Origin of the sequence: Streptomyces sp. NBC_00377, assembly GCF_036075115.1 — a bacterium.
Classification (GTDB): domain Bacteria; phylum Actinomycetota; class Actinomycetes; order Streptomycetales; family Streptomycetaceae; genus Streptomyces.
This window is the reverse complement of the sequence record NZ_CP107958.1, coordinates 78,195-103,430: the sequence shown is the minus strand read 5'-3', so window position 1 is coordinate 103,430 and position 25,236 is coordinate 78,195. Positions and strand designations below refer to the sequence as shown.

Sequence of the window (25,236 nt, the reverse complement as noted above, 5' to 3'; positions counted from 1 at the left end):
GACCGTTCTGTCGTGGGCATGCCCAAAATCTGTTCGCGGCCGGCCCTGACCAGTCTCCCAAGCCCAAGAAACGGAGTACCGCCATGCCCATTCCCTCGTTCCAGTTCCGCCCGAAGTACGTCTCGTTCGACTGCTACGGCACGTTGATCGAGTGGCCGATGACCCCCATCACGCGTGAACTCGTCGGCGACCAGATTCCGGCCGAGCACTGGGACCAGTTCGTCAAGGAGTTCCGCGGCTACCGCTACGACTCGGTCCTCGGCAGGTTCTATCCCTACGAGCAGACTCTGCAGGACGCCTTCGAGGGGGTCTGCCGCAAGTGGGGCGTGAAGGCCGCCCCGGACGCAGGCAAGCGGTTCGCCGACGGCGTGCGCAGCTGGGGCCCGCACGCGGACGTGCCGGAACCGCTGAAGAAGATGGGCGAGAACTACAAGCTGGTGATCCTCTCCAACGCCGAGGATTCCTACCTCGCGGAGAGCGTGCCCCGGCTCGGAGCGGACTTCCATGCGGTCTTCACCGCGGAGCAGGCCGGCTACTACAAGCCCCGCTACGCGGCGTTCGAGTACATGCTCGACCAGCTCGACGCGTTCCCCGAGGACTTCGTGCACGTCTCGTCGCACACCCGCTACGACCTGATGCCGATGCACGACATGGGCTTCCGCAACCTCGTCCTGCTGGACCGCGGCTGCGACCCGGTCACCCACGGCTACGACTACGTAACCGTCAAGTCCCTCAACGAGCTCAACCAGATGCTGGGCATCTGACGCCGTACGACGAGGTCCCACCCCTTGGTCCGATCCGTACACCGTCCCCCGTATCCCGGACTCCCCGTAACCGCCGCATCCCCAGCGTTCTCCAGGAGGCACCGCCATGGAAAGTAACCGGACAGGCCACAGAACCGCATTCCGCACCGCAGGCGCCCGGGCTGCCGCCCTGCAGGTCAGCAGAAACTTGAGTGTCCCGATCGTCACGTCGGCCCTGGCCCTCGCGCTTGCCGCGTGCGGGGCGGGTGGCACCGGGCAGAACGTGGGGGCGAAGAGCACCGCGCAGGGCGGAGGTTCAGGCCCCTCCGTCGAGCACACCGACGACATCTCGGTCGGCGTGAAGCCGGACCCGAACGCGGTGAAGCTGCTGCCCGCGGCGGTGAAGGCCAAGGGCACGCTCTCGGTGGCCATGGACCTGGCCTACCCGCCCACCATGTTCATGGCATCGGACAACAAGACCCCGATCGGGTTCAACCCGGACATGGCCCGGCTGATCGCCGCCAAGCTCGGCCTGAAGCTCCAGATCAACAACGTCAAGTTCGACACCATCATCACCGGACTGCAGGCCGATCGGTACGACTTCACCGCCTCCACCATGGGCGCCACGAAGGACCGGCTGAAGGCCCTCGACATGGTCGACTACGTCAACTCCGGGACCGGAGTGTCCGTCCCTTACGGGAACCCGCAGAGGCTGGGCACCCACACGCTGTGCGGGCACCGCGTCGGTGTCACGTCCGGCACCACCCAGCAGCTGCAGTGGCTGCCCCAGCTGTCCAAGCAGGACTGTACGAGCAAGGGCAAACCGGCCATCGAGGCGGTGCCCCTGCCCAGCGTGAACGACGCTCTGACCCAGCTGGTCTCCAAGCGGATCGACGCGGTCATGTACGACTTCATCGCGCTCGAGTGGGCGGCCGCGCAGCAGCCCAAGACGTTCGACGCCCTCAAGCCCCTGGTGACCACCAAGCCCGTGACCGTCGCCCTGAAGAAGGGCTCACCGCTGACCCCCGCGGTGAAGGCCGCCGTCCAGTCGATCATCGACAGCCCCAAGTACGCCCAGGCGCTGGGCCGCTGGGGTTTCCAGGATCTCGGGGCCAAGTCCGCGGCCATGGCCGTCCCACAGGACTGAGACGCCGATGGACGTGATCGAGACCACGACGACCAGGAGCGGACCGGTGCCACAACTACGGGCCGAAGACAAGAAGCGGATCACGCCGAAACGGCCGCGCGACTACGTCGCCTGGGCCGTCGCGATCGCGATCGTCGCCGGTCTGGTGTGGACCGCAGTGACGAACGAGAACTTCCGCTGGCCGGTGGTGTTCAGCTACTTCACCACGGAAACCATCCTCAACGGCCTGCTGGTCACGCTGATTCTGACCGTGGCGAGCATGGCTCTGGGCACGGTGCTGGGGCTGGTGCTGGCGGTGATGCGCATGTCGCACCAGCGGCCCGTCTCCGGGCTGGCCCAGCTCTACATCACCTTCTTCCGCGGCACCCCCGTGCTTGTGCAGCTGGTCTTCTGGTTCAACATCGCGGCGCTCTACCCGCACCTCTCGATCGGTATCCCGTTCACCGACATCTCCACACCAGTGAACGTGAACGCGATCATGACACCGATGACCGCGGCCATCGTGGGGTTGACGCTCAACCAGGCCGCCTACATGTCCGAGATCATCCGCGGCGGGTTCGCCTCGGTCAGCCGCGGGCAGCACGAAGCCGCGGAGTCGCTGGGCATGTCGGGGTTCACCAAGCTCCGGCACGTGATCATCCCGCAGACCATGCCGGCCATCATCCCGGCCACCGGCAACCAGGTGATCGGCATGCTCAAGGAGACCTCGCTGGTGAGCGTGCTCGGCGTCGCCGACCTGCTGCAGAGCGCCCAGGCGATCTACGCCCGCACCTACCAGACGATTCCGCTGCTGATCGTGGCCAGCCTCTGGTACCTGATCATGACGCTGGTGCTGAGCGTGCCCCAGTCCATGATCGAGCGCCGGTTCTCCCGCTCCACCCGGGCACGGCTGACCCCGGCCGACACCTCGGCCGAGCCCGGGGCCGGCCGGCCCGTCCCCACCACGAGGGAGTCCCTGCTGTGAACCCGGACGGAACGATCGTCGCACGCAAGCTGTGCAAGAGCTTCGGACGTCACCAGGTCCTGCGTGACATCGACCTGACCGTCGCGGCCGGGGAGATCTCCTGCATCATCGGGCCCAGCGGCTCGGGCAAATCAACCCTGCTGCGGTGCATCAACGGGCTGGAGACCGTCGACCGCGGAGTCCTCAAAGTCAACGGAGAGGACTTCGGCTACGTCGAAAAGGACGACGCCTACCACGCCGTCCGCCCCAAACGCCTGGCCGAACAGCGCGCCCGCATCGGCATGGTGTTCCAGCAGTTCAACCTGTTCCCCAACATGACCGCCGAGAGCAACGTCATGTCCGGACCGGTCCTGGTGCAGAAGAAGAACCGCGCCACCTGCCGGGAACAGGCACAAGAACTGCTGGCCAAGGTCGGCCTCGAGGACTGCGGCCACAAATACCCCGCCCAACTGTCCGGCGGCCAGCAGCAGCGCGTGGCCATCGCCCGCGCGCTGGCGATGGAACCCACCATCATGCTGTTCGACGAACCCACCAGCGCACTGGACCCCGAACGCGTGGGCGAAGTACTCGCCGTCATGCGCGACCTCGCCGGCAACGGAATGACCATGCTGCTCGTCACCCACGAGATGGCCTTCGCCCGCGAGGTCGCCGACGAGATCCTCTTCATGGACGAAGGCATCGCAGTCGAACGCGGCGACGCACGCGAAGTCCTGGCCAACCCACGCGAGAAACGCACCCAGGCCTTCCTCGAACGAGTGCTGTAGCAGGGCACGGACCTGCGGCAGCGGCCCTGTCCGCAAGTCCGGAGAAGGTGCCGGCCGACCGCGGGTGACATAACTTCCGCACCCTGCCCGTCCGCGTCTTCAACACCTTCAGTTCGACGTCGAACTGAACCTCACCGTCCCCAGCGCTCCCCTCGTCGCGCTCGTCCGCAAACTCGGCGGCCAACAGGCAAGTCAGCACGTCCTGCCCGCAGAGCCCCTCACCGGAGCCTTCCCGCCGACACGGGCCGCGCAGGTGCTGACAGCGCCCGGGTGGTGTCCGGCCACCCCCCACCTCGAAACTCCCCGCTAAGGACCGACATGAAGACGATTCCCTACTGGATAGACACCGCCGGGTCGTTTCCCGACCGGTCCGGCAAGCCGCTGACCGAGGACGCCGACCTGGTGGTCGTCGGCGCCGGCCTGACGGGTCTGTCCACTGCCCTGCACTGCGCCCGCAAGGGTGCCCGCGTCACCCTCGTCGAGAAGGGACAGATCGGCTCGGGTGCCTCCGCCCGCAACGGCGGCATGGCCAACTTGGGCTTCACCATCGGCGTGGGCCAGGCCGTCCGCCGGTACGGACTGGAGCGGGCTCGCGAGATCTACAACTCCTACGGCGAGGCCGTGGACACCGTCGAGCGGCTCGTGAACGAGGAGTCCATCGACTGCCAGTTCCGTCGCGTCGGACGCCTGGGCGTCGCGTCCCGCCCCGCGCACTTCGAGAGCAAGAAAACCCAACAGCGCGACCTGGCCAGGTACTTCGGACACGAGACGACTCTGGTCGGTAAGTCAGAGCTGCGGTCCGAGATCGGATCCGACGTCTACCACGGCGGCCTGCTCGACCCGTTCAGCGCCGCCCTGCACGTCGGCCGCTTCGTGCGCGGTATGGCCGAGGCGTGCGAGCGCACCGGTGTCGAGATCCACGAGCGCAACGCTGCCATCGGCGTGCGGCGTACCGCCGCCGGACGGTTCGAGATCAGCACCGAGCGCGGTGTGATCCGCGCCGGGCAGGTCATGATGGCCACCGACGCCTACACCGACAGAAACTTCCCGTGGCTGCGCCGCCAGCAGGTCTGCGTGGGCAGCTTCATCATCGTCACCGAGCCGCTCGGCGAGGAACTCGCCCGGGAGATCATCCCCAAGGCCCGCCTCATCGTCGACTCCAACCAGGTCTGCCACTACTTCCGGCTCACCCCGGACAACCGGCTGCTGTTCGGCGGCCGCGCCCGCTTCGCACCGTCCGACCCGACCTCGGACAAGAAGAGCGGGGCCGTCCTGTTCCGTGAGATGTGCGGCATCTTCCCCCAGCTTTCCCGGGCCAGGATCGAGTACGTGTGGGGCGGCTCCGTCGGCTTCGCCATGGACCGCATCGTGCACGCCGGGCAGACCGAGGACGGCGTCCACTACTCCATGGGATACGCCGGCCACGGCGTGCAGATGGCCACCCACATGGGGCAGGTCATGGCCGAGGTGATGGACGGCCACCCCGAGGCCAGCCCCGTCCGTGACCTCACCCCGCCCCGCATCCCCCTCTACAACGGCACCGCCTGGTTCCTGCCCTTCGCGGGCGCCTACTACAAGACGCTCGACCGCATCCGCTGACCGGTCGGCAGCCTCTCTACACCTACAAGGAGATACCCACGATGACTGTCGTCCGTGATGTTCCCAAGCAGCTGTTCATCGGCGGTGGCTGGCAGGACGCGGAGTCCGGCCGGACCCTGTCCGTCGACAACCCGGCCACCGGCGAGGAACTGTGCCAGGTCGCCGACGCCGCACCCGACGACGGCCGACGGGCGGTCGAGGCGGCGGTCGCCGCCCAGGCCGCCTGGGCCGCCACCCCACCGCGCGTGCGCAGCGAGATCCTGCGCCGCGCCTACGACATCATCGTCGCGCGCACCGAGGAGCTCGCGCTGCTGATGACCTCGGAGATGGGCAAGCCCCTGACCGAAGCGCGTGCCGAGGTCGCCTACGGCGCGGAGTTCTTCCGCTGGTTCTCCGAGGAAGCCGTGCGTATCGACGGCGGCATGATGACCGCCCCGGACGGCAGGAACCGTCTGCTGGTCACCCGTCAGCCCGTAGGCCCCTGCCTGCTCATCACCCCCTGGAACTTCCCCCTGGCGATGGGCACCCGCAAGATCGGCCCCGCCATCGCCGCCGGCTGCACCATCGTCCTCAAACCCGCCCCCCAGACCCCCCTGACCAGCCTCGCACTGGCTCAGATCCTCACGGAAGCGGGTCTGCCGGCCGGTGTGCTGAACATCGTCACCACCTCCGACGCCGCCCGCCTCGTCGAACCCCTCCTTCGCGGCGGGAAGATCCGCAAGCTCTCCTTCACCGGCTCCACCCAGGTCGGCCGGATCCTGCTGGCCCAGTGCGCCGACACCGTCATCCGCACCTCCATGGAACTGGGCGGCAACGCCCCCCTCGTCGTCTTCGACGACGCCGACCTCGACGTAGCCGTCGAGGGCACCATGGTCGCCAAGATGCGCAACATGGGCGAGTCCTGCTGCGCCGCCAACCGCATCTTCGTCCACACCTCCGTCGCCGAAGAGTTCGCCTCCCGCCTCGCCGCCCGCATGGCCGCCCTCACCGTCGGGCCCGGCACCGAACCCGGCACGGATGTCGGCCCCCTCATCGACGTCGCCGGCCGCAGCAAGGCACACGACCTGGTGCAGGACGCCGTCAAGCGCGGTGCCGCCGTTCTGACCGGCGGTGAACTCCCCGAAGGGCCGGGCTGCTTCTACCCGCCCACCGTCCTCACCGGTATCGCCCCCGACTCCGCGATCATCGACTCCGAGATCTTCGGCCCTGTGGCCGCGATCCGCACCTTCGAGACCGAGGACGAGGCCCTCGCCGCCGCCAACGACACCGAATTCGGTCTGGCGGCCTACCTGTTCACCCAGAATCTCGACCGTGCCCTGCGTGTCGCCGAACGCCTCGAGAGCGGCATGATCGGTATCAACACCGGACTGGTCTCCAACCCCGCCGCGCCCTTCGGCGGCGTCAAGCAGTCAGGCCTCGGCCGCGAAGGCGGGCGCGTCGGCATCGACGAGTTCCTGGAGTACAAGTACCTGGCCGTCCCCGTCGGAGCCTGACATGCGCGACCGACTCGTCGTCCTCTACCGCGGCAACCGGCCCCCCGCCACCGCCCGCATCGAAAGCCTCGCGGACACCGTCTACGCCACCGAGGAGGAACTGCCCTACCTCCTCCCCGGCGCCGACGTCCTCCTGGCCTGGGTGACCATCACCCCGGCCATCCGGGAGGCGTGGCCCGACGATCCGCAAAAGGCGCCCCGCTGGGTTCACGCGTCCTCCGCGGGCGTGGACTCCTTCCTGTTCCCCGCCCTGGTGGACGAGCCGCGCGTTGTCCTGACCAACGCCCGCGGGGTCTACGAGCAGCCGACCGCCGAGTACGTCCTCGGCCTGATACTCGCCCTCGCCAAGGACTTCCCCGGCACCTGGGAGCACCAGCGGCGCCGCGAGTGGCGTCCGCGCCCCAGTGACGGCATCACCGGACGCACCGTCCTGGTCTGGGGGACCGGGCCGATCGGCCGGGCCATCGCCCGGCTGCTGCGCGCCGTCGGGATGCGGGTGAGCGGTGCGGGCCGCAAGGCCCGCACGGACGACCCCGACTTCGGCACGGTCCACGGTGCAACGACCCTGCGCTCCGCCCTGACGAAAGCGGACTACGTCGTCCTGTCCGCCCCCCTCACCCAGGACACCCGGGGCATGGTCGACGCCCCCGTGCTCGCCGCCATGAAGCCGGGGGCGCGGCTGATCAACGTAGGCCGTGGCGGACTCGTCGACGAGGAGGCGCTGGTCGACCACCTCGCCGCCGGACGGCTCGCCGGCGCAGCCCTGGACGTGTTCGCACAGGAACCCCTGCCTGCTGAATCACCCCTGTGGAACCTGCCCGGCGTGATCATCTCCCCGCACACGGCGGGCGAGACCACCAGCGAACGGGAGGCGCTCCTCGAGGTGTTCCTCGACAACCTCACCCGGCACATCAAGGGCCGGCCGCTGCGCAACGTGGTGGACAAGCGGCGCGGATACGTGGTCGACGGCACGCACCCTGCCTGAAGGCGGCCATCTGCCGGCAACGGACCGGCCGTAGCACTCTCCCGGGTGACGCCCGTGCCGGAACTCTTCGTGGGGCAGCCACGAGGGCCGTTGTCAGAGGCGATTGGCAAGATTGCGGCCATGAATGTCACTCCTGTCACTCCGCCACGGCCGATCGACGTTGCCGCGGTCTTTCCCCAACTGGCTCCGCTGGCCCGCACAGCGACCCGCCTGCACCCCCGCCCTGGGGCGCCGACGTGGCACGACAGCTCGATCGGCGGGCCGCTGCTGTGGCCCGCTGAGGAGCCGTGGCCGCACTGCGAGGAACCGCATGTGGTGGATGGCATCAACCCAGCCCAGTCCCCGGCGGATCTGCGGCTGGAGCGACGGATCTTCACCGCCTCGCACGGCCGGGACCTGACTCCGGAGGAACGGGAGACTCTCGAGCGGATCCGGCCCCCTCAGACGTATCCGGTGAGACTGGCGGTCCAGGCGTACGACGGCCCTATAGCGATGCTGCCCGTCGCGCAGCTGTACGTACGGGATGTGCCCGATCTGAGCCCGCCGGAGGGCAAGGACCTGCTGCAGGTTCTGTGGTGCCCCTTCGATCATCCGATCATGCCCAGGACCCTGCTCTTCTGGCGCTCGGCAGCCGCCGTCACCGACATCCTCGACACGCCCCCCGAGCCGCCCGCAGTGCAGTTCGACGGCTATCTACCGGAACCGTGCGTGCTCGAACCGGAGCAGATCACCGAGTACCCCGACCATCTGGAGCTGAGCGAAGAACTGCGGGAGCAGCTCAAGCAGTGGAGTGTGCCGCAGGCAGCAGAGGAAGACATGGACCCGGACACGTACTACGACTGTGTGCTGTCCAACGCACCCGGCTGGAAGGTCGGCGGCTGGCCCGCTTGGAACTCCACCGACCCCTGCCCACAGCCCTGCTCCGAGTGCGGCACCGACATGGAGGTCCTGATGACCATCGCCACGTTCGAGAAAGGGGACGACGCCGGGAACAGCTGGTCTCCGCACCCCCACCCAGGTGCTGGACCGTACCCCGGCCACCGCGGCTACAACGCGACCGGTGTCCAGATAGGCAGCGGCTACCGGCAGCATCTGTTCGTCTGCCCGGCGGAGCCCGAGCATCCGCACATCGAGTTGATGACGTAGCCCGTCCGCAGTGCGCAGCCGGGGCGTCACGGTGCGGGCATGCCGTGACGCCGGTGGCCGCGAGGCTCAGGATGCCTATAGCTTGGGAATTCGTGCAGCCGTCACTGTCGCTCGGCAGCGAGCACCAGGTCGTGGATCATGAAGTGGAGCTGCACGTCGTCTATCGACTCCGCCCACAATCCCTCGGCGTCGAGCACGCAGGCCGCGACCATCCGAGCCTCAGCAACCAGCTCGGGGTCGTACGTGAAGCCTGGCCATGGAAGGACGGGGTAGTCGTTCTCCTCGCCGAACTGCCGAACCCTCTCCATGTCGCCCAGGGCGGCGGCCGGGAGTGACTCGTTCGCCCAGGACCACAGCCAGGTCTGCTGGGAAACGCTGACGCTTCCGATCACTGTGAGCCGGCCGGTGAGGAACACCTTGGCGTCGCGCGACCACGTGATCTGCGCGTCGTCCATCGACCAGTCGTATTGCACGTCTCCTGACAGGCCGAAGCGCTCGACCATGAGTACCTGTCGCGAGCGGGCGCGCTCCCGAGCCGCGAGCACGACCGCCTCCCAGCCGGAGTGGTCATGCTTCGAGCGGTCGTCCACGTTGCCTCCTCGTGCAGAACTGTCGGCAAGATCCTGCCACCCCGGTCTATGGCCAGGATTACCGGCCTGGTCTCCCTCGACCGGCTCGAAATCCTGGTCCGCAACCGGCTCAAACACCTCCAGTACCGGCCCCACACCCTCGACGGCTTCATTGCAGGCACCGGCCTGATCCTCGGCGATCCAGCGGCACCTTGACGTGCCGAAGTCAGTACGCCGCCCCTCCAGATCGCACACGAGCACCGCGTGGCTTTTTCCAAGGTCCCGCTCGCATTTCTGGGATTGGCGACTTGGTGTCCTGCATTCGTGGTCGGGTATCCCTAATTACTCGCCCAGATGCGACACGGATGTGCTGAAGCTAGCTTGGATATGTGGGAGATTCACACACCACGCTGGTAGAGCGGCGACCCCAGCGGGTGCGTCGGTCCTGGTGAAATGGGACAAACCGGCCGCTGCCCCCGTCGACCACTGCCTGTTCGTGGGTTGGAGCGCGGCAGAGAGGGCGGTGGCAACCTCGGCCAGCTCCCGGGTATCGCCCCACCCACTGCATGCGCTGCACCTCGTCGAGAGCGAGTTTTTCGTCAAACCCCGCACCCTCTCGGGAAGGAATAGCGTCATGCCCAACCAACAAGTTGCAGAAAACGGCCTGAGCGGCTTCTCGTTGCACACCTTCGACGAGTCGTCGTCCCGCACCATCGCGCAACTGCAGGAGGAGCAAGCTGTACGTCCCGGCGTCAGGCCGGAGGGGCTCGAAAGTGAGCGCGACCTCGATCCCGAGTCGGCGGCGCGTCGCTACCTCGACCAGGCCCTGGCAAGCGCGAGGATGCCGTCCTTCAATGCTCCGGTGGCGAACGGAGTCATCAGCCGGTTCAAGACGATCGGCACGGAGACAATCCCGCTCACCGACACCCGCACGGTGAAGTTCCGTCAGACACTGAACGACATCCCCGTCTACGGCTCACTGGTGACCGTAGAAGTCGACAAGGCCAACGATCTGATCGGCATCGACTCAGCCCTCGGCGAGCCCCAGGAGGTCGACCCGGTTGCCACCATCTCGGCGGGCGACGCCCTGGCAGCGGTCGCCACCGCGCCGCATGGTTATGTACCCGTCCTGGCCGGTGTGGTTCCCCGCCTGAACCACTACTTCGACGCTACCGAGTCTCGCTGGCGGCTCGTGTACATCCTCGAAGACGTGCCGGTGACCCTGGAGCACACGGTTGAGCTTCAATTGGGCCAGGAAAGCAAATTCGAGCCACCCCGGTTCGTCGACTACGTGGTGGACGCTCACGACGGACAAGTCGTATCCATCCTGCCGCGCACACCCAGCATGACCGTTGGTGAAGAGCAGACGGCGACCGACAGCTTCGACGTCAAGCGCACCTTCCTCGTCTCACGGCAAGGCGAAAGCCTGGTGATGAACGACCCCGTCCACAACGTGCAAACCTTCGGCTTCAACTTCGGTGACCCCTCCGTCGACAGTGATCTGCTGCCGGGTGACCGCATCACCAATCCGCCGACCTGGACACCAGAAGCCGTCAGCGCCCACGCCAACGCCGTCGCGGTATCAGAGTTTCTGCGCAATGTGCTGCGACGGGACAACATTGACGGACGAGGTGGTCCAATGCGGTCGACCATCAACTGTGTCGTCGCCGACTGGAGTCCCGGCCCCAAGCAATGGGGCAATGCTTTCTGGGATGGCCAGCAGATGGTCTACGGCCAAGTGCTGCGTGGAGACGAACTACGCTCTCTGTCCGCCAATATTGACGTGGTGGCGCACGAGATGTTCCACGGTGTTACGGACCACACCTCACGTCTGGAGTATGCATTCCAATCGGGGGCCCTTAACGAGTCCTACTCCGACATCTTCGGAACGATCGTCGCCAACTCGGAGAAGGAGGATCCCCGCACCTGGGACTGGCTGCTGGGTGAGAACCTCCTGCCCGGGGACAAGCCGCTCCGTGACATGTCGGACCCGCCTCGATTCGGGCAGCCGGCACACATGGATCAGTTCCGCGTGCGGCCCAATACCCAGGTTGGTGATTGGGGCGGGGTGCACGTCAACAGCGGGATCCACAACAAGGCGGCCTTCCACTTGTTCACCGCACAGGCCGACGATGGCTCACTCAAACTGAGCCCAGCGGAGGTGGCGGCCATGTTCTATCTGGCCCTCACGCAGCGGCTATCGCGAACCTCGCAGTTCACAGACAGCCGACGCGCGGTCGTGGCCAGCGCTCGGACTCTGTTCCGAGCACTGCCCGCAAACCAGCTGACCTTCAAGGTCACCGCAGTCGAAGCGGCCTTCACTGCGGTTGGGATCCTTTGAACTTCGCGGCACGTTCTCCCGGCCATCTCCCAGCCCTGGCCGACCTCGGCTTCGTCAGCCTGGACGACGACCCCGACGACCCGGTGATTGTCACCGGCCGCAAGGCCACGCGCAACCGACGCCGAGAAGGAAGCGAACCGCCTGCTCAACCGCGAACGCGCCGTCGTCGAGCACAGTTTCGCGAACTTGAAGTCCTGGCGCTTCCTCACCACGGTCCGCATGAACGCCCGGCACGCGACCACCCTCCTGCGGGCCCTGCTCGTCCTGGCGAACACTGATTCCTAATGCGGTCTGTCAAGCCGCGAGAGCGATGGGCGGCACGAGTTCGTAGGTCCGTCCGTCGCGTAGGAGGGCCCAGAGGACGTTGACCTGGCGGCGGGCCAGGGCGAGGACGGCCTGGGTGTGGCGCTTGCCTTCGGCTCGTTTGCGTTCGTAGAACCGGCGGGACTCGTCGCAGCTTCGGATGCTGAACAGTGCGGAGATGTAGAAGACGCGTTGGAGGCGGCGGTTGTAGCGCCGTGACCGGCGGAGGTTGCCGCTGATCTTGCCGGAGTCGTGGGGGACGGGTGCAACGCCGCCGAAGCCGGCGAGACGGTCTGCGGTGCCGAAGGTGGTCATGTAACCGCCGGTCGCGGCCAGGAACTCGGCACCGAGGATCACGCCCAGGCCCGGAATGCTGGTGATCACTTCGAAGTCCCGATGTTCGCGAAATCGGGCCTCGATCGCCTTGCCGAGCTCGGCGACCTGCTGGTTGAGGGCCATCACTTCCCGCGCGAGCGTCTGCACCATCTGAGCGGTCAGTTTCTCCCCTGGCAGGCGTGTGTGCTGGCGCCCGGCAGCTTCCAGAGCGGTCTCGGCGAGCCGGTCGGCGCGCAGGACCTTGCGGTTGCGCAGCCAGGCTTCGAGCCGTTTCTTGCCTGCCCGACGGAGGGAGGCCGGGGTCTGATAGCCGGTCAGCAGGGTGAGCGGGCCGGGGTCGGTGAGGTCCAGCGCCCGCTCCAGGCCGGGGAAGGTGCCGGTGAGTTGGGCGCGGAGCCGGTTGACGGTGCGGGTGCGGTCGGCGACCAGGTCCGTGCGACGGCCGGTGAGGATCTTGAGGTCGGTGACCGTCTCGCCGCCAGTGCGTAGCCGCTGCTGGCCAACGGCTACCGCAGCGCCATCGACAACCGGCTGCACGGCATCCCGCAGGGAACCGCGGACACCGCCCGCGACGGCGTTGCCAACGCCGTCGAAGCAGCCAGCAACGCCGGCCCGCACGCCCAGGACCTGCTCCACGTAGCCCAGCAGTCCTTCGTTGACGGCTGGCAGCGGTCCATGTGGGCAGGCGCCGCCGTCATGGGCGCCCTGCTGGTCTACATCGTCTTCCGCGGCCCCAAGAACACAACCCTTGCGGTCACCGCCGAGGCAGAAACCGCCGAGACCCTCGCCGCCCGCTGACCGCACACGAGCCAGACGCACACCAGACACACCGCTTCGTGAACATCGCGTTCGCCGGCGCACGATCAGCCGACGGATCCCGGTCCGGCTGATCGTGCGCCGATTTCGTGACCCGGACCAAAGTCCGTGAAGGCCGCGCCAAGGTCCTGTTCACCGTGGCAGTCTCGATGATCTCGCCCGGCGGCGCCGACCGGACCGCTCCTTGATCCGTCGGCGTGATTCCCGCGCGACGGTGCCAGGCGGGCCGCACGGCGCCGGGCAAGGGCCGCCCGGAGTGCGCGGAACCGGATCGGCTGGGACGAGGCGGAAGAGCCCGAAGACGATCTCACTGGCGCCGTGCGTGTCCGAGGTGATCTTGACCGGGCGCAGGGCCGACTCCTGCTCCAAGAGGCCGTCAAGCGCACCCTGGCAGCCAAACTCACGGCCCGTCAAAAGATTTGACGGCTACACCTCGGTCCCGGACAGATCGGCGCTGCGGCTCTCGACGGCGACCGTGGCCAGGAGACGGGCGCGCAGGTCGACGGGGCCGTCTGGGCCGAGCCCGGTGAGCGTGCGCTCGGCAGCCGCGACGACGGCGCGGGACTGGTCGGGGTCGTCGGCCCGGCTCCAGATAGCGGGCACGTCGTAGGCGCCGACGATCCGGGCGGTCAGGGAGAGGTCTCCCGTGCGTTCCGCCGCCTGGATGGCGGCGAGGCGGTCGCGCCGCGAGCGGACAAGGGCGGCGCCACCCGCCAGTGCGAGGGTGCGAGCCAGATCCACGGTGGTGCGCGGGCCCAGCCGGACACCAGGGCCAATCCACGCGGTACGTGCTGCTTCGGGGGGCGCGGACCCGTTGAGGATGTCCCTCTCCAGGCGCTGAAGGTCCCGGTCAGTCCTCTTCCGGAAGGGGCGCAGGCCCTGGCCGGGGCCGCTGGCCGTGATGTTGAACAGGTAGCGGCCCAGGAAGTTGATATGCCGGTCCTTGAGCGGGGAGAGGCGAGCTGCGTCCTCGTCCTTGATGTCGTGGCCCTCGGCGCGGAGCCGGGCCACGGCGGCATCCAGGCAGCGGGTGTTCCACAGCACCAACGCATTGAGGACCAGGCCCAGGGCGGACAGCTGGTCCTCCTGGCCCTCGCGGTACGCCTGGCGGATCTGGCCGCGGCCGCCGTGGCAGATCGCGCGGGCTAGCCGGTGGCGTGACCTCCTGGACGGTGAGCTGCCGGTTCATGGATTCCTCCTGGATCCAGGCGGGCTGAGGGGCGGTGGCCGTCGGGGCGGGCCTCACTGGGCTGCTGGGCCAGAGGTGAAGAACGCGACCATCTGCTCCAGGCCACGCTCACCGAACATCGTGTCCAAGTTGGCGGCGGACTCGGCGGCGGACGCCTCGCTGCGCGGGAAGAGGGCCTCCTCGTACGTGGCCAAACCGGCCTCGGTGTCGCCGGGATGGGTGGCGATGGCCAGGGCGAGTTCGGTGCCGTCCAGCATGGCGAGGTTGGCTCCCTCCCCGGCGAAGGGGGACATCACATGAGCGGCGTCACCGAGCAGCGTCACGCCCGGGACGCGGTCCCAGCGGTGTCCGACGGGCAGGGCGTGAATACGGCGCGGGGTGATTGTCTCCGCGTCGGCGACCAGGCCGCGCAGGCCCTCGTCCCAGCCCTCGAAGTGGGTTAGGACCGCAGCCTTGGCGGCAGCGTTGTAGGTGAAGTCGACCGTGTCCAGCCAGCCTTCGTCGACCTTGAGCGCCGTGTAGACGTGGAGACTGCCGTCGCTCTCCCGGTGCGCGAGGACACCGCGCTCGTGCCCCAGGGCGATGAAGAACCCGCCGCCGATGACCGCGGCGCTGCGGGGGTGGCGGGTGTCGGCGTCGAACAGGTCGGTCTCGACGAAGGAGATGCCGGTGTAGGCGGGCCAAGCGTTGGAGACCAACGGCCGGATCCGGGACCAGGCACCGTCCGCGCCGATCAGGAGATCGGTGGTGATGGCCGAGCCGTCGGCGAACGTCACCTCGTGGCGCCCGTCGCCCAGCGCCCGGGCCTCGGTGACCTTGCGGCCCCAGTGGATCGTGCCGTCGGGCAGGGAGCCCAGCAGCAGGTCTCGCAGGTCGCCGCGGTCCACCTCAGGCCGGCCGCCGGTGCCGTCGTCCTCCTCGGCCATGTGCACCGTGCCGTCGGAACTGAGCAGGCGCATGGCCTGACCACCCTCGTGGACGATCTTGAGGAATTCGTCGTGGAGGCCGGCGGCGTGCAGGGCCTTCTGCCCGTTGTTCTCGTGGACGTCGAGCATCCCGCCCTGGGTGCGGACCGCCGCCGACGCCTCCAGCTCGAAGACCGCCGACTCGATGCCGTTGACGTGCAGGACACGGGCGGCGGTCAGGCCGCCCAGACCTGCGCCGATGATCGCGATCGGGAAATGGCTGGTGTTCATGGGGCCTCCGGAGGCAGTAGGGGAACACCTCGCTGCGCCGCAAGGCTCCTTGCAGGGCGGCTGCGCGGCGAGGAGGCAAGGGATGCCTCGTTCACTCCACCAGCGTAACGAACATGTTCGTTGCGAACAAGTTCGTTCGTTTCGTCGGCAGACGGGCGGGAGCACTGCCGTTCCCCGTCCCGCGTTCGTCGGCAAGGCGCGGGCCACCCCGCCCGGGGATCAGTCCACGACGCCCGGGACGGGTGTGTGCGTGATGCCGTTGACGAGGACGTCGAAGCTCCAGCGGATCCTGTCCGGCACCGAGCCGCCGATCAGTGCGGGCATGTGTGCGGTGATCGCCGGATGCGTGGCGGCGTCCACGGCGTGCAGTGCACGCAGGGTGGCGTTCCAGTCGTCCTCGGAGGCGGGATCGTGCTCACGCGTCGAGTGCTCGGCCGCGGTGGCTGTCGCATCCTGGAGCAGTTTGTCCACCCCCCAGGCGACCTGCTCGCGTCCGGCGCCGCTTTGTGAGAGGAGATCGAGGGTGCGGTCCACCAGGCGCAGGTAGTTCTCGCCGCTCGGGCGGGCGACGAGCGCAGCCCGCGCGAGCTGCGGATGCTCGAACAGCACCTGGGTGTACGACGTCATGACGGCACGCAGCTGCTCGCGCCAGTCTTCAGCACCGTCCCGCCCGGCCAGGTCGACCTTGCCAAGCAGGGAATCCAGCACGGCTGCGTGCAGCTCGGCGGTGTTGGCGACGTAGACGTACAGTGACGCCGGGCCGGTGTCCAGCTCCTGCGCCAAGCGGCGCATCGTGACCTTCCCCAGCCCCTCCGCCCGCATGATCCGCACGGCGGTGTCAACGATCCAGCGCCGGGACAGGGCGGGCTTCGCCGGACGCTCCCGGCGGCTGATCGGCTCTCTTCTCGCAGTCATAACCCGATCGTAACGAACATGTTCGCAGCGGGATTGCCCGGTTCACTCTCGGCCTCCACGGACGGCGGTTGACGAGTTCGAGCAACGACGTTCCACCCGGGCCGCCGGTCAGCAGCCCGACCCGCGCGAGGCTCAAATCCTCCGCCTGCGAGCACACAACCAGCGAGTCACCAGCAAACTCGCCCGCACTCACACCGCACTCGCCCAGCTCAAGGAACGCCATCAACTGGCCCTGTCGGCCCTGGCCGCCCAGGACGACGAACTCCAGCGGCTCCGCCGTCAACTGAGCACAATCAGCCCCACCGCCCCCGCAGGCGTCGTCCCTCTGCCCCGCCCATGAACTCCTCCGGCGCGTGCTCAAGAGGGTAGAGAGGTGGTTGTCGTTGAGTGAGAGGACGAGAACCACGTGGACGTGTATGAAGCTGTGGGCAGTCGGCGGGCCGTGCGGGCGTTCAGCGATGAGCCGGTACCCAAAGAGGTTCTCGAACGAGTGCTGACCGCTGCCACTCGGGCTCCGTCGAGTGGAAATCTCCAGCCGTGGCATGTCTATGTCGTGGCCGGCGATCCCTTGGCCGAACTGAAGAAGCGTGCGACGGCCAGGGCGCTTGCGGGAGACCCGGGCGATGAGCGGGAGTATCCGATGTATCCGGCCGAGCTGCCTTCGCCGTATCTGGACCGCTTTTCCGCTGCGGCCGCCCAGCGGTACGAAGCGTTGGGAATCGAGCGCGACGCCCCCGACAGGCCCATGAAGATCGCCGCCTTGAACGCGGGGGCGTTCGGAGCACCGGTCGTGCTGTTCTGCTACCTCGACCGGACGATGGGTCCCGGGCAGTGGGGGGATGCGGGCATGTACTTGCAGACGGTCATGCTGTTGCTGAGGGCGGAAGGGGTGCACAGCTGTCCCCAGGTGATGTGGACAATGCATCGCAAGACCGTCAGCCAAATAGTCGGAGCCGATGACGGGCTCGTACTGTTCTGCGGTGTCTCGGTGGGATTCGAGAAGGAAGGCGTGCCCCGGCTGCGTACCGGGCGAGCGGATATGACGGAAACAGTGAGCTTCATCGGGGCGCATGAGGACGCAGCCGGCCGGCTAGCCGGCGAGGACAGCAGATGACGACAGCCCAGGACGACTGCTCGACCTTGAATAAACAGGCCGATGGCACGGATGATCTCCCGGCGCCGGCCGATGCGGGTATTGGCTAGTGCCGCGACAGGCAACGTTCGCCCCGTCGCGACGCCCGGCACGCACTCTCGCCGTACCGGCCGAAAGCCCAGGTACGTCCAGTACGAGGACTTCCGGCCGGCACGCCGAGAGCACGCACCGGACGCCGCTCCTTGACGGGCAAACGTTGCCCGCCGCGGCACTAGACAGTGGGCCGCGTGCTTGCGATGGCCGCCGGGGCGGCAAGTGCGTCGCGCCCCGGCGATACCGCCGAGATTGAGGCGATCGCCGACGCGATGATCCGCCTCTCGGTGGGCACGCCCTTGCGTTCGGACGGCCAGCTGACCATCAAATCCCTCGCCCAGGAGGCAGGCCTCAAACGCAACAAGCTCACCCACAAGCACACTGGCCTGAAGGACCTGTTCTACGCCCTGGTGCGGATGCAGGATGCGCGGCCTAAGGTCGTCGACGGCTTGAAGCGGACCAACGACGAGTTGCAGCAGAAGATCACCCGCCTGCCTGCCGAGCGCAACCGACTGCGCACAGACGTCCAGCAGCTGGTGCGGGTCGTACACGTCCTGGAGGTCGAGAATCAGCAACTGCGCGAGGCAGCCGGCAGCGATGGCATCGTTCGAGTGCTGCGTGTCCAACACCGGCCCTCGACTCGTTGACCGTGATCACAGCAGGGGCACAGATTCCGTGCGGCGCCACCAGCAGTGCGTGGCAAGACTGCTCGCCGAACGCGCTGGAACCGACGCGTACTCCACCGCCGGGTGCATGCACTGGAGGCCACCCCGCTGTCTGCCCGCTTCACCGTTTCCGACCCGGCGACCGGGCAGGCATGCGAAGTCGACATCCTCAAGGAGATCTTCTGGCGGCCGGTCGCCCAGAGCCCGTACAGACCCGACCTCGCGGAAGCGGACGTGATCGGGACCGAGGTCCGCGCCCTGGCCGACCGCGGAGTGGCCCGCGACCTCATCCAGACCTCCGTAGCGTGCTCCCGGTCCTGCTGCCGGGGTGCATGAAGCGTCCCGATGCGTCGGTCGTTGCTGAAGCCGTAACGCGTTGCGGATTTCGCTCAACACAGGTTTGACCGGCGGGGATCGCAGGTTGCAATGCGGCAACAGTGCACGATTGCAAAGCGGGCCGCAGTTCCTATGGCTCAACCGCGCTTGAAGGATGCCGTTTTGTTGAGTGCAGGAGGGCGTTCTGCGCCGCCTCATCCGTGTCTCCGGGTGTGGCCCCTTCGATGCGCTCCGCCGATCCGGCTTGTGGCATTGCGCCGGGTCCTGCCTGAACGCAGCATGGAGTGATGGGCGGTTGCCAAGCGGAAAGGGGCAGCCTGCTGCCCCGGACTCAGAAGCGCCCTCCATGCCGCGTCGGGCGGATCTGGTGGGTCGGGAGGGTCGCTGAGGAGACAGCTCCACAGGAAGGGCCGCGTGCGCTCCGTGCGGCGCGTAGGCGGCACCGCCGGCCATCAGCCGCCTGGGGCAGGAGCTGGGCTTCGGCTCCGGCGTGACCTGCTGGCGGCGTGTGGCGGCCTGGAACGGGGCCGGCGTCTCGGAGCAACTGCACGGGCTCCTGCTGCACGGAAGCATTAATATGTCATGTCCAGGGCAATGAAGGGACGGTGTACATGAATGGATCCGCCTCTAACAGTTCGGCCCGTGTGGGCCTCGCACTGGGCGCGGTCCTGGTGTCGACGATGCTGCTCTGTACGCAGGCGACCGCGGCCGCCCCCGAGGAGGCCGGCGAGGGCCCGGGTGCGCCCGTCACCACGCCCGGGCACGGCGAACGGGCGTGTCCCGTCCTGTACTTCGACCTGGGAGAGACCCTGGTGCACACCGCCGAAGACGGCAGCACCACCTACCTGCCCGGGGCGTCCTCGTACCTGCGGACCCTGCGGGCACGCCACATCAGGGTCGGCCTGATCACCAATGTCCCGGCCTCCTGGGGCACGACCGACGCGGAGCGTGCCGCCCGGCTCCGGAGGGAGGTGGACGCGACGTGGCGGGGCCCGGCGGCCTTTGCCTGGGCGGACTTCGGCGACCGGATCCGTACACCGCGCACCGAGGCCGAACGCAAGCCGTCCCCGGTCCTGTGGCAGCGCGCCAAGGACGACTCAGCCGGCTGCCGGGTCGTCTACCAGGCGGAGACTGCCCAGGAGGTGGCGGTCGCCTCCTCGCTGGGCTACGTGGCGTACCAGATCGGTTTGCCGCAGCGGCCCGCCTTTTTGCCGGCGGGACTGGTCGAACTCCTCGGACGTCGCTTCGCTTGATCGCAGCCGCAGCCGCAGCCGCAGCCGCAGCCGCAGCCGCAGCCGCAGCCGCAGCCGCGGCCGCAACTGGGCCCGCGCGTACGCCCTTGGTCCCGGGCGTACGACGACGGATCGGCGCCTGTGCCACGGCTACCGTGTCGGCACCGCTTGTCAGGCTGATCTGCCGGTGGCCCGACGGTCGCGGTGGCCCGAGAAGCCGACGAGTCAGGGCGTCCGGCCGTGAGGTCGTTCGTGGTATCCGGAAGTTTGGTTTGGTTCGAGGGCCTCCTTGCGTCCGGCGTCCCCCGCGTCCGCCAGGTCGGGTGCGCCGTCGCCCACCTCCGCCGACGCTGGGCCGCCGGCTCCCGCGCGGCCGCCCGCCCGCGGTGGCACCGCCCGATCCCCATCCGGGCCCCCGTAGGAGACCACCCCGCTGCGCAGCAGCAGTTGGAAGGCTCCGAGCAGCACCGCCGTGGCTAGTGCGGAGTGCCACAGCAGGGCGTCGAGATGCCCGGTCGACAGGTACGCGCCCGCGGCGATCGCGGCCAGGGCGCACACCGCGCGGTCCACGATGCTCTCCACCGACAGGAGGGTGGCCCGCGGTGCGTGCGCGGGAACCGCGTCGTTGACCAGTTTGCGCTGGACCGGGAACGCGAACCCGGTGGCGGCGGCGAACAGGCAGAGCAGCACGACGACGACCCACGGCCCGCCGAGGGTCATGGCCGCCAGGGTGCCCGCCAGCGCGAGGCTGAGGACGGACACCCAGGCGACCGGCGGCAGTCTGCGGCTGAGCCATTGGGGCCGCGCGGACGCCACCGCCTCCGCCACGGTCATCGCGGCCAGCACGCCACCGTGCGAGGCCTCGCCGATGCCGTGGTCCAGCAGGATCGGCTGGAAGAGATTGACCTGGCAGATGCGCGACAGCGTGAAGACCGCCACGCCCTGCACCATCACCAGCGCCAGCCACGGCGAGGAGGCGACGCAGCGCAGCGCGGTCCCCGCGTCCCGCAGGAAGGCGCCGCCCCGGCGCCCGCCGTCACTCCGGCCCGTGTCCGCTCCGGCTTCCGCTCCGGCGAGGCGGGGCAGTAGCACGGCGCAGACGAGGGAGCCTGCCGCGCTCGCCGCGCTGAGCAGGTACGGGGCCGGGTGCGCGAGAGCCATCAAGGGGCCGACCAGCGGCCAGCAGACCACCTTCGCCGCCAGCCCCAGTGCCCGCGCGGTGCCCTCCGCCCGCAGGTAGTGCTCGTCGCAGCCCTGCAACCGCAGCCCGTCGTACAGGTAGGCGCTCGCCGCGCCAGAGGTGAGCGACCGGCCGGCGGCGATGGCCAGGAAGTGGAGAAGGAACCCCGTGTACGAGGCGCTGACCACCGGGGCCAGGTTCGCGGCCGTCATCACCACCGCGCCGGCCCGCAGGCAATTGCGGGTCCCGATCCGCTCGGCGATCAGCCCGGTCGGAATCTCAAGCAGACAGAAGGCCACGTAGTAGATGCTCTGGATGCCGAAGATCTGTCCGTCCGAGAGGCCGGCCGCCTTCTGGTAGGCGTAGAACACCGGCATCCACCACAGCAGGTTGAACAGCAGCTGGAAGCCGTAGTTGAGCCGGATGATCCGGCGGGCGGTGTCGGTCGGGCCCGGGGCCGCTCCGGTGCCGGGGCGCGGCCGGCCGGCACGCACCCTCACAGCGCGTAGGGGCGGATCTGGACCAGCCGGAAGTCGCCCTGCTCGGTCATCAGCCACTCGATGTCGAGGGGTTTGTCCACGTCGGTTGCGCTGAAGTGGGACTGCAGGAGCCGTCCGGTCAGGGACAGGTCGGCGAGCCGGGCGCGGACGGCGGCGGACAGCTTCTGGCCCGACGAGCCCAGAGCGACGGTACGGCCGCCGCCCTCCACGGTGTTGTACAGGTACTGCTGCGGCAGCACCGTCCCGTCGACCACCTGCTCGGGCGAGCCCGGGGAACAGTTGAGGTAGACGTTGCGGAAGTCCTCCCGGCGGGTCGGGTTGCAGGTCACGAGGACGCCGCCCAGGGAGGCGGGCACGTACTCCTGGATGATCACACCCATGTAGGTGTCGTCGAGGGAGATGCCGACCTGGTGGCGCAGCCGCACGCTGCGGGGCGATACGAGGGAGGCCCACACCTGGCGTACGGCATCGAGGAGTTCGCCCGTGCCGTGGACGGTGGTGACGGAGTCGTAGACGCCCGCTGCGGAGAACCCGGGGAGGTCCTCGGCGTTGGAGGAGGATCGCACCACCAGCCGTCCGCGCGAGGCCGCCGCGGCAGGGAAGGCCTGGTCGATCTGCCGGGTGACCGCCTCGGGGACGGGGGTGTGCCGGATCAGGTGCTGCAGGTGCAGGCACAGCGAGTCCAGGACGTCGGTGGCGTCGAGTTCGAGGGCCATCTTCAGCTTGCCGATGCCCTGCTGGAGGGCGGGGGAGGAGGCGAGGAACCGCTGCTGGAGTGCGAAGGGGAGTGCGACGCCCTCCGGGGCGCCGACCGCCTCGGCGACGAACCCGGCTGCCCTGAAGCGGAGTTGCTCGGCTGTGACGGAGGTGAGGCCAAGTCGGGCGGCGAGGTGGCCGTAGAGGTCCTCACGCGGCGGACGGGGCCGGCCGTAGAAGGAGGTCAGGTCCACCGTGCGGCTGTCGAGGACGTGGTGCAGTTCGCCGAGGTGGGCCGCCTTCGTGCCGTAGCGGTCGCGGTCGGCACTGCGCAGCCGGTGCAGGGACAGCACGGGGGCGTCTTCGAGCAGTGGCGGTTCGAGGCGTATGCGCTGCTGGTGCCAGGCCGGCGCCCGCAGGTCGGGTTCGTGGTCGAGGCGCTGCAGGGATATGTCGTCCTCGTCGACCCGGTAGCGCACCCACGCGTCGTCGAGACCGTCTTTGTCGACGAGTTGCTCCAGGTCGCGGACGATCGCGTTGGGGATGCCCCACCCGGAGGCGAGGACGTTGGTGTGCGAAAGGGGCGTGATCGGCGCGGTGTTGATGAAGCCGGCGACACGCGGCACGTCGTCGGGCAGGCAGGGCATTGCCACGATGTCCGCCCAGCCCAGCCCGCTCTCCGCCGCTGTGTACTCCTCGGCGGTCCGGAAGAACCGCAGTCGACCGGTGGCCTCGCCGGGGTTGAGCGGTGTGCGCTCTCGGGAACCGAACAGCTCGTGGCTCGAGATGCGGGGCACACGCTGTTCGCTGATCGCCGACAGCTCCTCCTCCTGCCCGTGGTTGGCGGGCTTGAGCAGCAGCGGCAGCCTGCTGTCGACCCGGGCCCGCACGAACGCGTAGAAGAATGCGAGCAGTTCGCCGTGCATGGTGTCGGCCTCGGTCGTCTCCAGGACGAGGAAGGGCCGCTCCCTCCCCTCTTCCTGCTCGGTGTGCAGGGACAGCACACCGAGCAGGAACCGGCGCTCGGGATCGGTGTAGACAGAGGCGTTGAACGCGTCCAGCTGCGCGTCGAGCGTGGCCAGGTCCATGCCCAGCACCCGGGTGGCGATGTAGTTGACGTGGAAGGGGTGCGCGCCGGTGTCGAGCAGGTGCCAGGTGTTCTGCGCGCGATCGACGACGACCTTGAGGTAAGGGTGACCCGCCAGGACTCCCGACAGCGTCCGGAAGAGCGGCAGGGAGAGATTCTCGCCGACGACCGTGCGGTCCGTGGCGGGCTCGACGGCACCGGTGGCCAGGTGGACGCTCATGCGGGGGCCTCCTCGGATTGCGCGGCGGGCAGCACCCGGGGCAGCGCGTCCACCAGGGTCTCGAAGTCCCGCAGCACCGTCCGCGGGTTGGCGGCGGAGAGCAGGCACAGGGCCGCCATGGTGTTGGCACCCGCGGCGGGGTCGTAGACCGGCACGACGTGGCCGTCGGGCAGGGAGCTCTCCGCCACCACCGACAGCTCACTGTCCGGGCTCAGCGGCACGTCCGACGCGACCACGGGGAAGTCCCAGACCCTGCGGTCCTGCCATGCCTCGCCGCGGCCGTCGACCGCGAGGACGACGAGGGAGCCGGCCGCACCCCGGCCCTGCGCCGGTGTCAGAGCCTGCTCCGGCCAGGCGACAGGGCGTCGCAGGAGGTGGTCGACGAGCATGCCCACCAGGTCCAGTGCGAAGACCTCCTCGATCTGCGGCACCGTCATCGCACCGCCGAACCGGGCAGCGGTTTCGATGAGCCACATGCTTCCGTCGGGGCCGAGCTTGATCTCCGTGTGCGTCCCGCAGTCGCGCAGGCCCAGCGCGTCGACCGCGCGGCGCGCAAGGTCCACGACGCGGTCCTGCGCGTCCGGAGAGAGCAGGGCGGGGGTGATGCCGGCGCGCTCGGTGAAGGGCTCGATGGTGGGCATCCGGCCGCTGAGACAGACGGGGTGGAACACACCGTCCGCCACGACGCCCTCGACGCTGAGGTAGTCGCCCCAGCCGGGCTCGTCGAACCAGTCCGCCGCCGTGCCGCTGACGATCTCCTCGACCACGAAGTCGGCGTTCGCCTCGGCGACGTGCAGCTCCGCGTATCCCAACTGGGCGGACTCCGCCATGACCTGCCGGGAGCGGGCCCAGGCGGCGGACGCGTCGCCGGGAGAGGTGATGATCTGGTGGGCGGTGGATCCCGCGCTCCAGGCCGCCTTCAGCAGCAGCGGACAGGACAGGGAGTTCACCGCCGCCCGCAGATCCGCCTCCGTGGCGACGGGGCGGAACGCGGGCTGCGGCAGGCCGCTTCGCTGCCAGGTGCTGCGCATCAGCCGCTTGTCGCGCGCGAGTGCGGCGGCTGCGCCCGCGCCCGGCAGGCCGAGCTTTTCGCAGGCTTCGGCGACGGCCACGACCGCGTACTCGGAGAAGGTGATCACGGCGTCCGCGGCCACCTCCCGGGCCCGCGAAACGATCAGGGAGACCAGGTCGCCGCGGCTGGCGTTGTCCGGCGTCGTGACCGAGGCGCACAGTCTGGCGGCGGAACCCGCCACGGCGGCGGGAAGAGCGCTGAGCGCCAGCAGGTGCACGTCCGCCCTCGCAGCCGTCCGGGACAGGACATGGCCGAGCGGCGGACCACCCTTGGCATGCACCAACAGCACCGTACTCACAGAAATTCGTCTCCATTCACCTGATCGGTAGGGGCCGTCCTCGGCACCACTGGTGCGGCGACGGGCCCGGGGGCGCGTGCGGGGACGGCGTCCGGCGTCCCTCCCGCACACTCCAGGGGACCAGGCTGTACCCGTCCATATCGCTGCTGAGGGCGCTCGCGACTCAGGCAAACGCCTGAGTCGCAGACGTGATGCGCAGAATTTCGTCCCCTGAGCCCGGCCCGAGCGGTAGGGCGGCGGGGTTCCCCGTCCCCTTTC

General features: G+C 68.7%; 21 protein-coding genes and 6 pseudogenes. 17 read left to right on the top strand and 10 right to left on the bottom strand.

Going from position 1 to position 25,236, the window contains the following annotated elements; genetic code table 11:
* Positions 1–83: 83 nt before the first annotated feature.
* From OHS71_RS00540 to OHS71_RS00505, 8 genes are all read left to right on the top strand, one after another.
* Positions 84–764: a haloacid dehalogenase type II gene (locus OHS71_RS00540; protein WP_328475653.1), complete on the top strand. Its 681-nt coding sequence runs from the start codon at positions 84–86 to the stop codon at positions 762–764.
* Positions 765–951: 187 nt separating this feature from the next.
* A complete protein-coding gene (locus OHS71_RS00535) occupies positions 952–1,890 on the top strand; it encodes an ABC transporter substrate-binding protein (RefSeq protein WP_328475651.1) in 939 nt (312 codons plus the stop codon).
* Between the two features lie 7 nt (positions 1,891–1,897).
* The gene (locus OHS71_RS00530; protein WP_328475649.1) at positions 1,898–2,854 is read left to right on the top strand and encodes an amino acid ABC transporter permease; all 957 of its coding nucleotides are present in this window, start codon (positions 1,898–1,900) and stop codon (positions 2,852–2,854) included.
* Complete coding sequence (locus OHS71_RS00525; RefSeq protein ID WP_328475647.1) at positions 2,851–3,618, top strand: amino acid ABC transporter ATP-binding protein; 768 nt, start codon at positions 2,851–2,853, stop codon at positions 3,616–3,618. The genes OHS71_RS00530 and OHS71_RS00525 overlap by 4 nt, the downstream gene beginning before the upstream one ends.
* 318 nt (positions 3,619–3,936) lie before the next feature.
* Complete coding sequence (locus OHS71_RS00520; protein WP_328475645.1) at positions 3,937–5,217, top strand: NAD(P)/FAD-dependent oxidoreductase; 1,281 nt, start codon at positions 3,937–3,939, stop codon at positions 5,215–5,217.
* A 41-nt stretch (positions 5,218–5,258) separates the two neighbouring features.
* Positions 5,259–6,710, top strand: a complete 1,452-nt coding sequence (locus OHS71_RS00515) for an NAD-dependent succinate-semialdehyde dehydrogenase (protein ID WP_328475643.1) — start codon at positions 5,259–5,261, stop codon at positions 6,708–6,710.
* A gap of 1 nt (position 6,711) precedes the next feature.
* Complete coding sequence (locus tag OHS71_RS00510; RefSeq protein ID WP_328475641.1) at positions 6,712–7,695, top strand: D-2-hydroxyacid dehydrogenase; 984 nt, start codon at positions 6,712–6,714, stop codon at positions 7,693–7,695.
* A 120-nt stretch (positions 7,696–7,815) separates the two neighbouring features.
* Complete coding sequence (locus tag OHS71_RS00505; protein ID WP_328475639.1) at positions 7,816–8,841, top strand: hypothetical protein; 1,026 nt, start codon at positions 7,816–7,818, stop codon at positions 8,839–8,841.
* Between the two features lie 101 nt (positions 8,842–8,942).
* Here OHS71_RS00505 and OHS71_RS00500 read toward each other — a convergent pair whose 3' ends face one another.
* Positions 8,943–9,431, bottom strand: coding sequence for a DUF6882 domain-containing protein (locus OHS71_RS00500; RefSeq protein WP_328475637.1), 489 nt, complete (start codon positions 9,429–9,431; stop codon positions 8,943–8,945).
* A 42-nt stretch (positions 9,432–9,473) separates the two neighbouring features.
* On the opposite strand from OHS71_RS00500, the pseudogene OHS71_RS00495 reads away from it, so the two are divergent.
* From OHS71_RS00495 to OHS71_RS00485, 3 genes and pseudogenes are all read left to right on the top strand, one after another.
* Positions 9,474–9,626: pseudogene (locus OHS71_RS00495) on the top strand (IS630 family transposase); the annotation flags it as partial.
* Positions 9,627–10,044: 418 nt separating this feature from the next.
* Positions 10,045–11,751 carry a M4 family metallopeptidase gene (locus OHS71_RS00490; protein WP_328475634.1) on the top strand — a complete coding sequence of 569 codons (1,707 nt, stop codon included), beginning with the start codon at positions 10,045–10,047 and terminating at the stop codon, positions 11,749–11,751.
* Positions 11,752–11,838: 87 nt separating this feature from the next.
* Positions 11,839–12,036, top strand: coding sequence for a transposase family protein (locus OHS71_RS00485; protein ID WP_328475632.1), 198 nt, complete (start codon positions 11,839–11,841; stop codon positions 12,034–12,036).
* Positions 12,037–12,045: 9 nt separating this feature from the next.
* Here OHS71_RS00485 and OHS71_RS00480 read toward each other — a convergent pair.
* Positions 12,046–12,879, bottom strand: a pseudogene (locus OHS71_RS00480) (IS110 family transposase); the annotation flags it as partial.
* Between the two features lie 186 nt (positions 12,880–13,065).
* On the opposite strand from OHS71_RS00480, the gene OHS71_RS00475 reads away from it, so the two are divergent.
* The gene (locus tag OHS71_RS00475; protein WP_328475628.1) at positions 13,066–13,188 is read left to right on the top strand and encodes a hypothetical protein; all 123 of its coding nucleotides are present in this window, start codon (positions 13,066–13,068) and stop codon (positions 13,186–13,188) included.
* A 150-nt stretch (positions 13,189–13,338) separates the two neighbouring features.
* On the opposite strand, the gene OHS71_RS41235 is transcribed toward OHS71_RS00475, so the two are convergent.
* The 5 genes and pseudogenes from OHS71_RS41235 to OHS71_RS00455 all read right to left on the bottom strand — a co-directional run bounded on the left by OHS71_RS41235 (position 13,339) and on the right by OHS71_RS00455 (position 16,506).
* Complete coding sequence (locus OHS71_RS41235) at positions 13,339–13,620, bottom strand: Tn3 family transposase (protein WP_443046834.1); 282 nt, start codon at positions 13,618–13,620, stop codon at positions 13,339–13,341.
* An 18-nt stretch (positions 13,621–13,638) separates the two neighbouring features.
* Positions 13,639–14,052, bottom strand: a pseudogene (locus OHS71_RS00470) (SARP family transcriptional regulator); the annotation flags it as partial.
* A pseudogene (locus OHS71_RS00465) lies at positions 14,041–14,398 on the bottom strand (Tn3 family transposase); the annotation flags it as partial. The pseudogenes OHS71_RS00465 and OHS71_RS00470, both read right to left, overlap by 12 nt.
* A gap of 50 nt (positions 14,399–14,448) precedes the next feature.
* Complete coding sequence (locus OHS71_RS00460) at positions 14,449–15,591, bottom strand: FAD-dependent oxidoreductase (protein WP_328475626.1); 1,143 nt, start codon at positions 15,589–15,591, stop codon at positions 14,449–14,451.
* A 219-nt stretch (positions 15,592–15,810) separates the two neighbouring features.
* Positions 15,811–16,506 (bottom strand): TetR/AcrR family transcriptional regulator, encoded by a 696-nt coding sequence (locus OHS71_RS00455; RefSeq protein ID WP_328475624.1) that lies wholly within the window; start codon positions 16,504–16,506, stop codon positions 15,811–15,813.
* 406 nt (positions 16,507–16,912) lie between these two features.
* Between OHS71_RS00455 and OHS71_RS00450 the strand changes: the two genes are divergently transcribed.
* The 5 genes and pseudogenes from OHS71_RS00450 (at position 16,913) to OHS71_RS00430 (ending at position 19,946) form a co-directional block, all read left to right on the top strand.
* Complete coding sequence (locus OHS71_RS00450; protein WP_328475622.1) at positions 16,913–17,620, top strand: nitroreductase; 708 nt, start codon at positions 16,913–16,915, stop codon at positions 17,618–17,620.
* Between the two features lie 266 nt (positions 17,621–17,886).
* Positions 17,887–18,339 carry a hypothetical protein gene (locus OHS71_RS00445; RefSeq protein ID WP_328475620.1) on the top strand — a complete coding sequence of 151 codons (453 nt, stop codon included), beginning with the start codon at positions 17,887–17,889 and terminating at the stop codon, positions 18,337–18,339.
* Between the two features lie 99 nt (positions 18,340–18,438).
* A pseudogene (locus tag OHS71_RS00440) lies at positions 18,439–18,672 on the top strand (hypothetical protein); the annotation flags it as partial.
* A 481-nt stretch (positions 18,673–19,153) separates the two neighbouring features.
* Positions 19,154–19,255: pseudogene (locus tag OHS71_RS00435) on the top strand (IS5/IS1182 family transposase); the annotation flags it as partial.
* Positions 19,256–19,304: 49 nt separating this feature from the next.
* Positions 19,305–19,946: a hypothetical protein gene (locus OHS71_RS00430; protein WP_328475618.1), complete on the top strand. Its 642-nt coding sequence runs from the start codon at positions 19,305–19,307 to the stop codon at positions 19,944–19,946.
* A 204-nt stretch (positions 19,947–20,150) separates the two neighbouring features.
* On the opposite strand, the gene OHS71_RS00425 is transcribed toward OHS71_RS00430, so the two are convergent.
* From OHS71_RS00425 to OHS71_RS00415, 3 genes are read right to left on the bottom strand one after another with little or no spacing between them, the layout of a single operon-like run.
* Complete coding sequence (locus OHS71_RS00425; RefSeq protein ID WP_443046833.1) at positions 20,151–21,605, bottom strand: MFS transporter; 1,455 nt, start codon at positions 21,603–21,605, stop codon at positions 20,151–20,153.
* A complete protein-coding gene (locus OHS71_RS00420) occupies positions 21,602–23,608 on the bottom strand; it encodes a PEP/pyruvate-binding domain-containing protein (protein WP_328475616.1) in 2,007 nt (668 codons plus the stop codon). Before OHS71_RS00420 ends, OHS71_RS00425 begins: the two co-directional genes overlap by 4 nt.
* Complete coding sequence (locus OHS71_RS00415) at positions 23,605–24,978, bottom strand: ATP-grasp domain-containing protein (RefSeq protein WP_328475614.1); 1,374 nt, start codon at positions 24,976–24,978, stop codon at positions 23,605–23,607. The genes OHS71_RS00420 and OHS71_RS00415 overlap by 4 nt, the downstream gene beginning before the upstream one ends.
* Between the last annotated feature and the right edge of the window lie 258 nt (positions 24,979–25,236).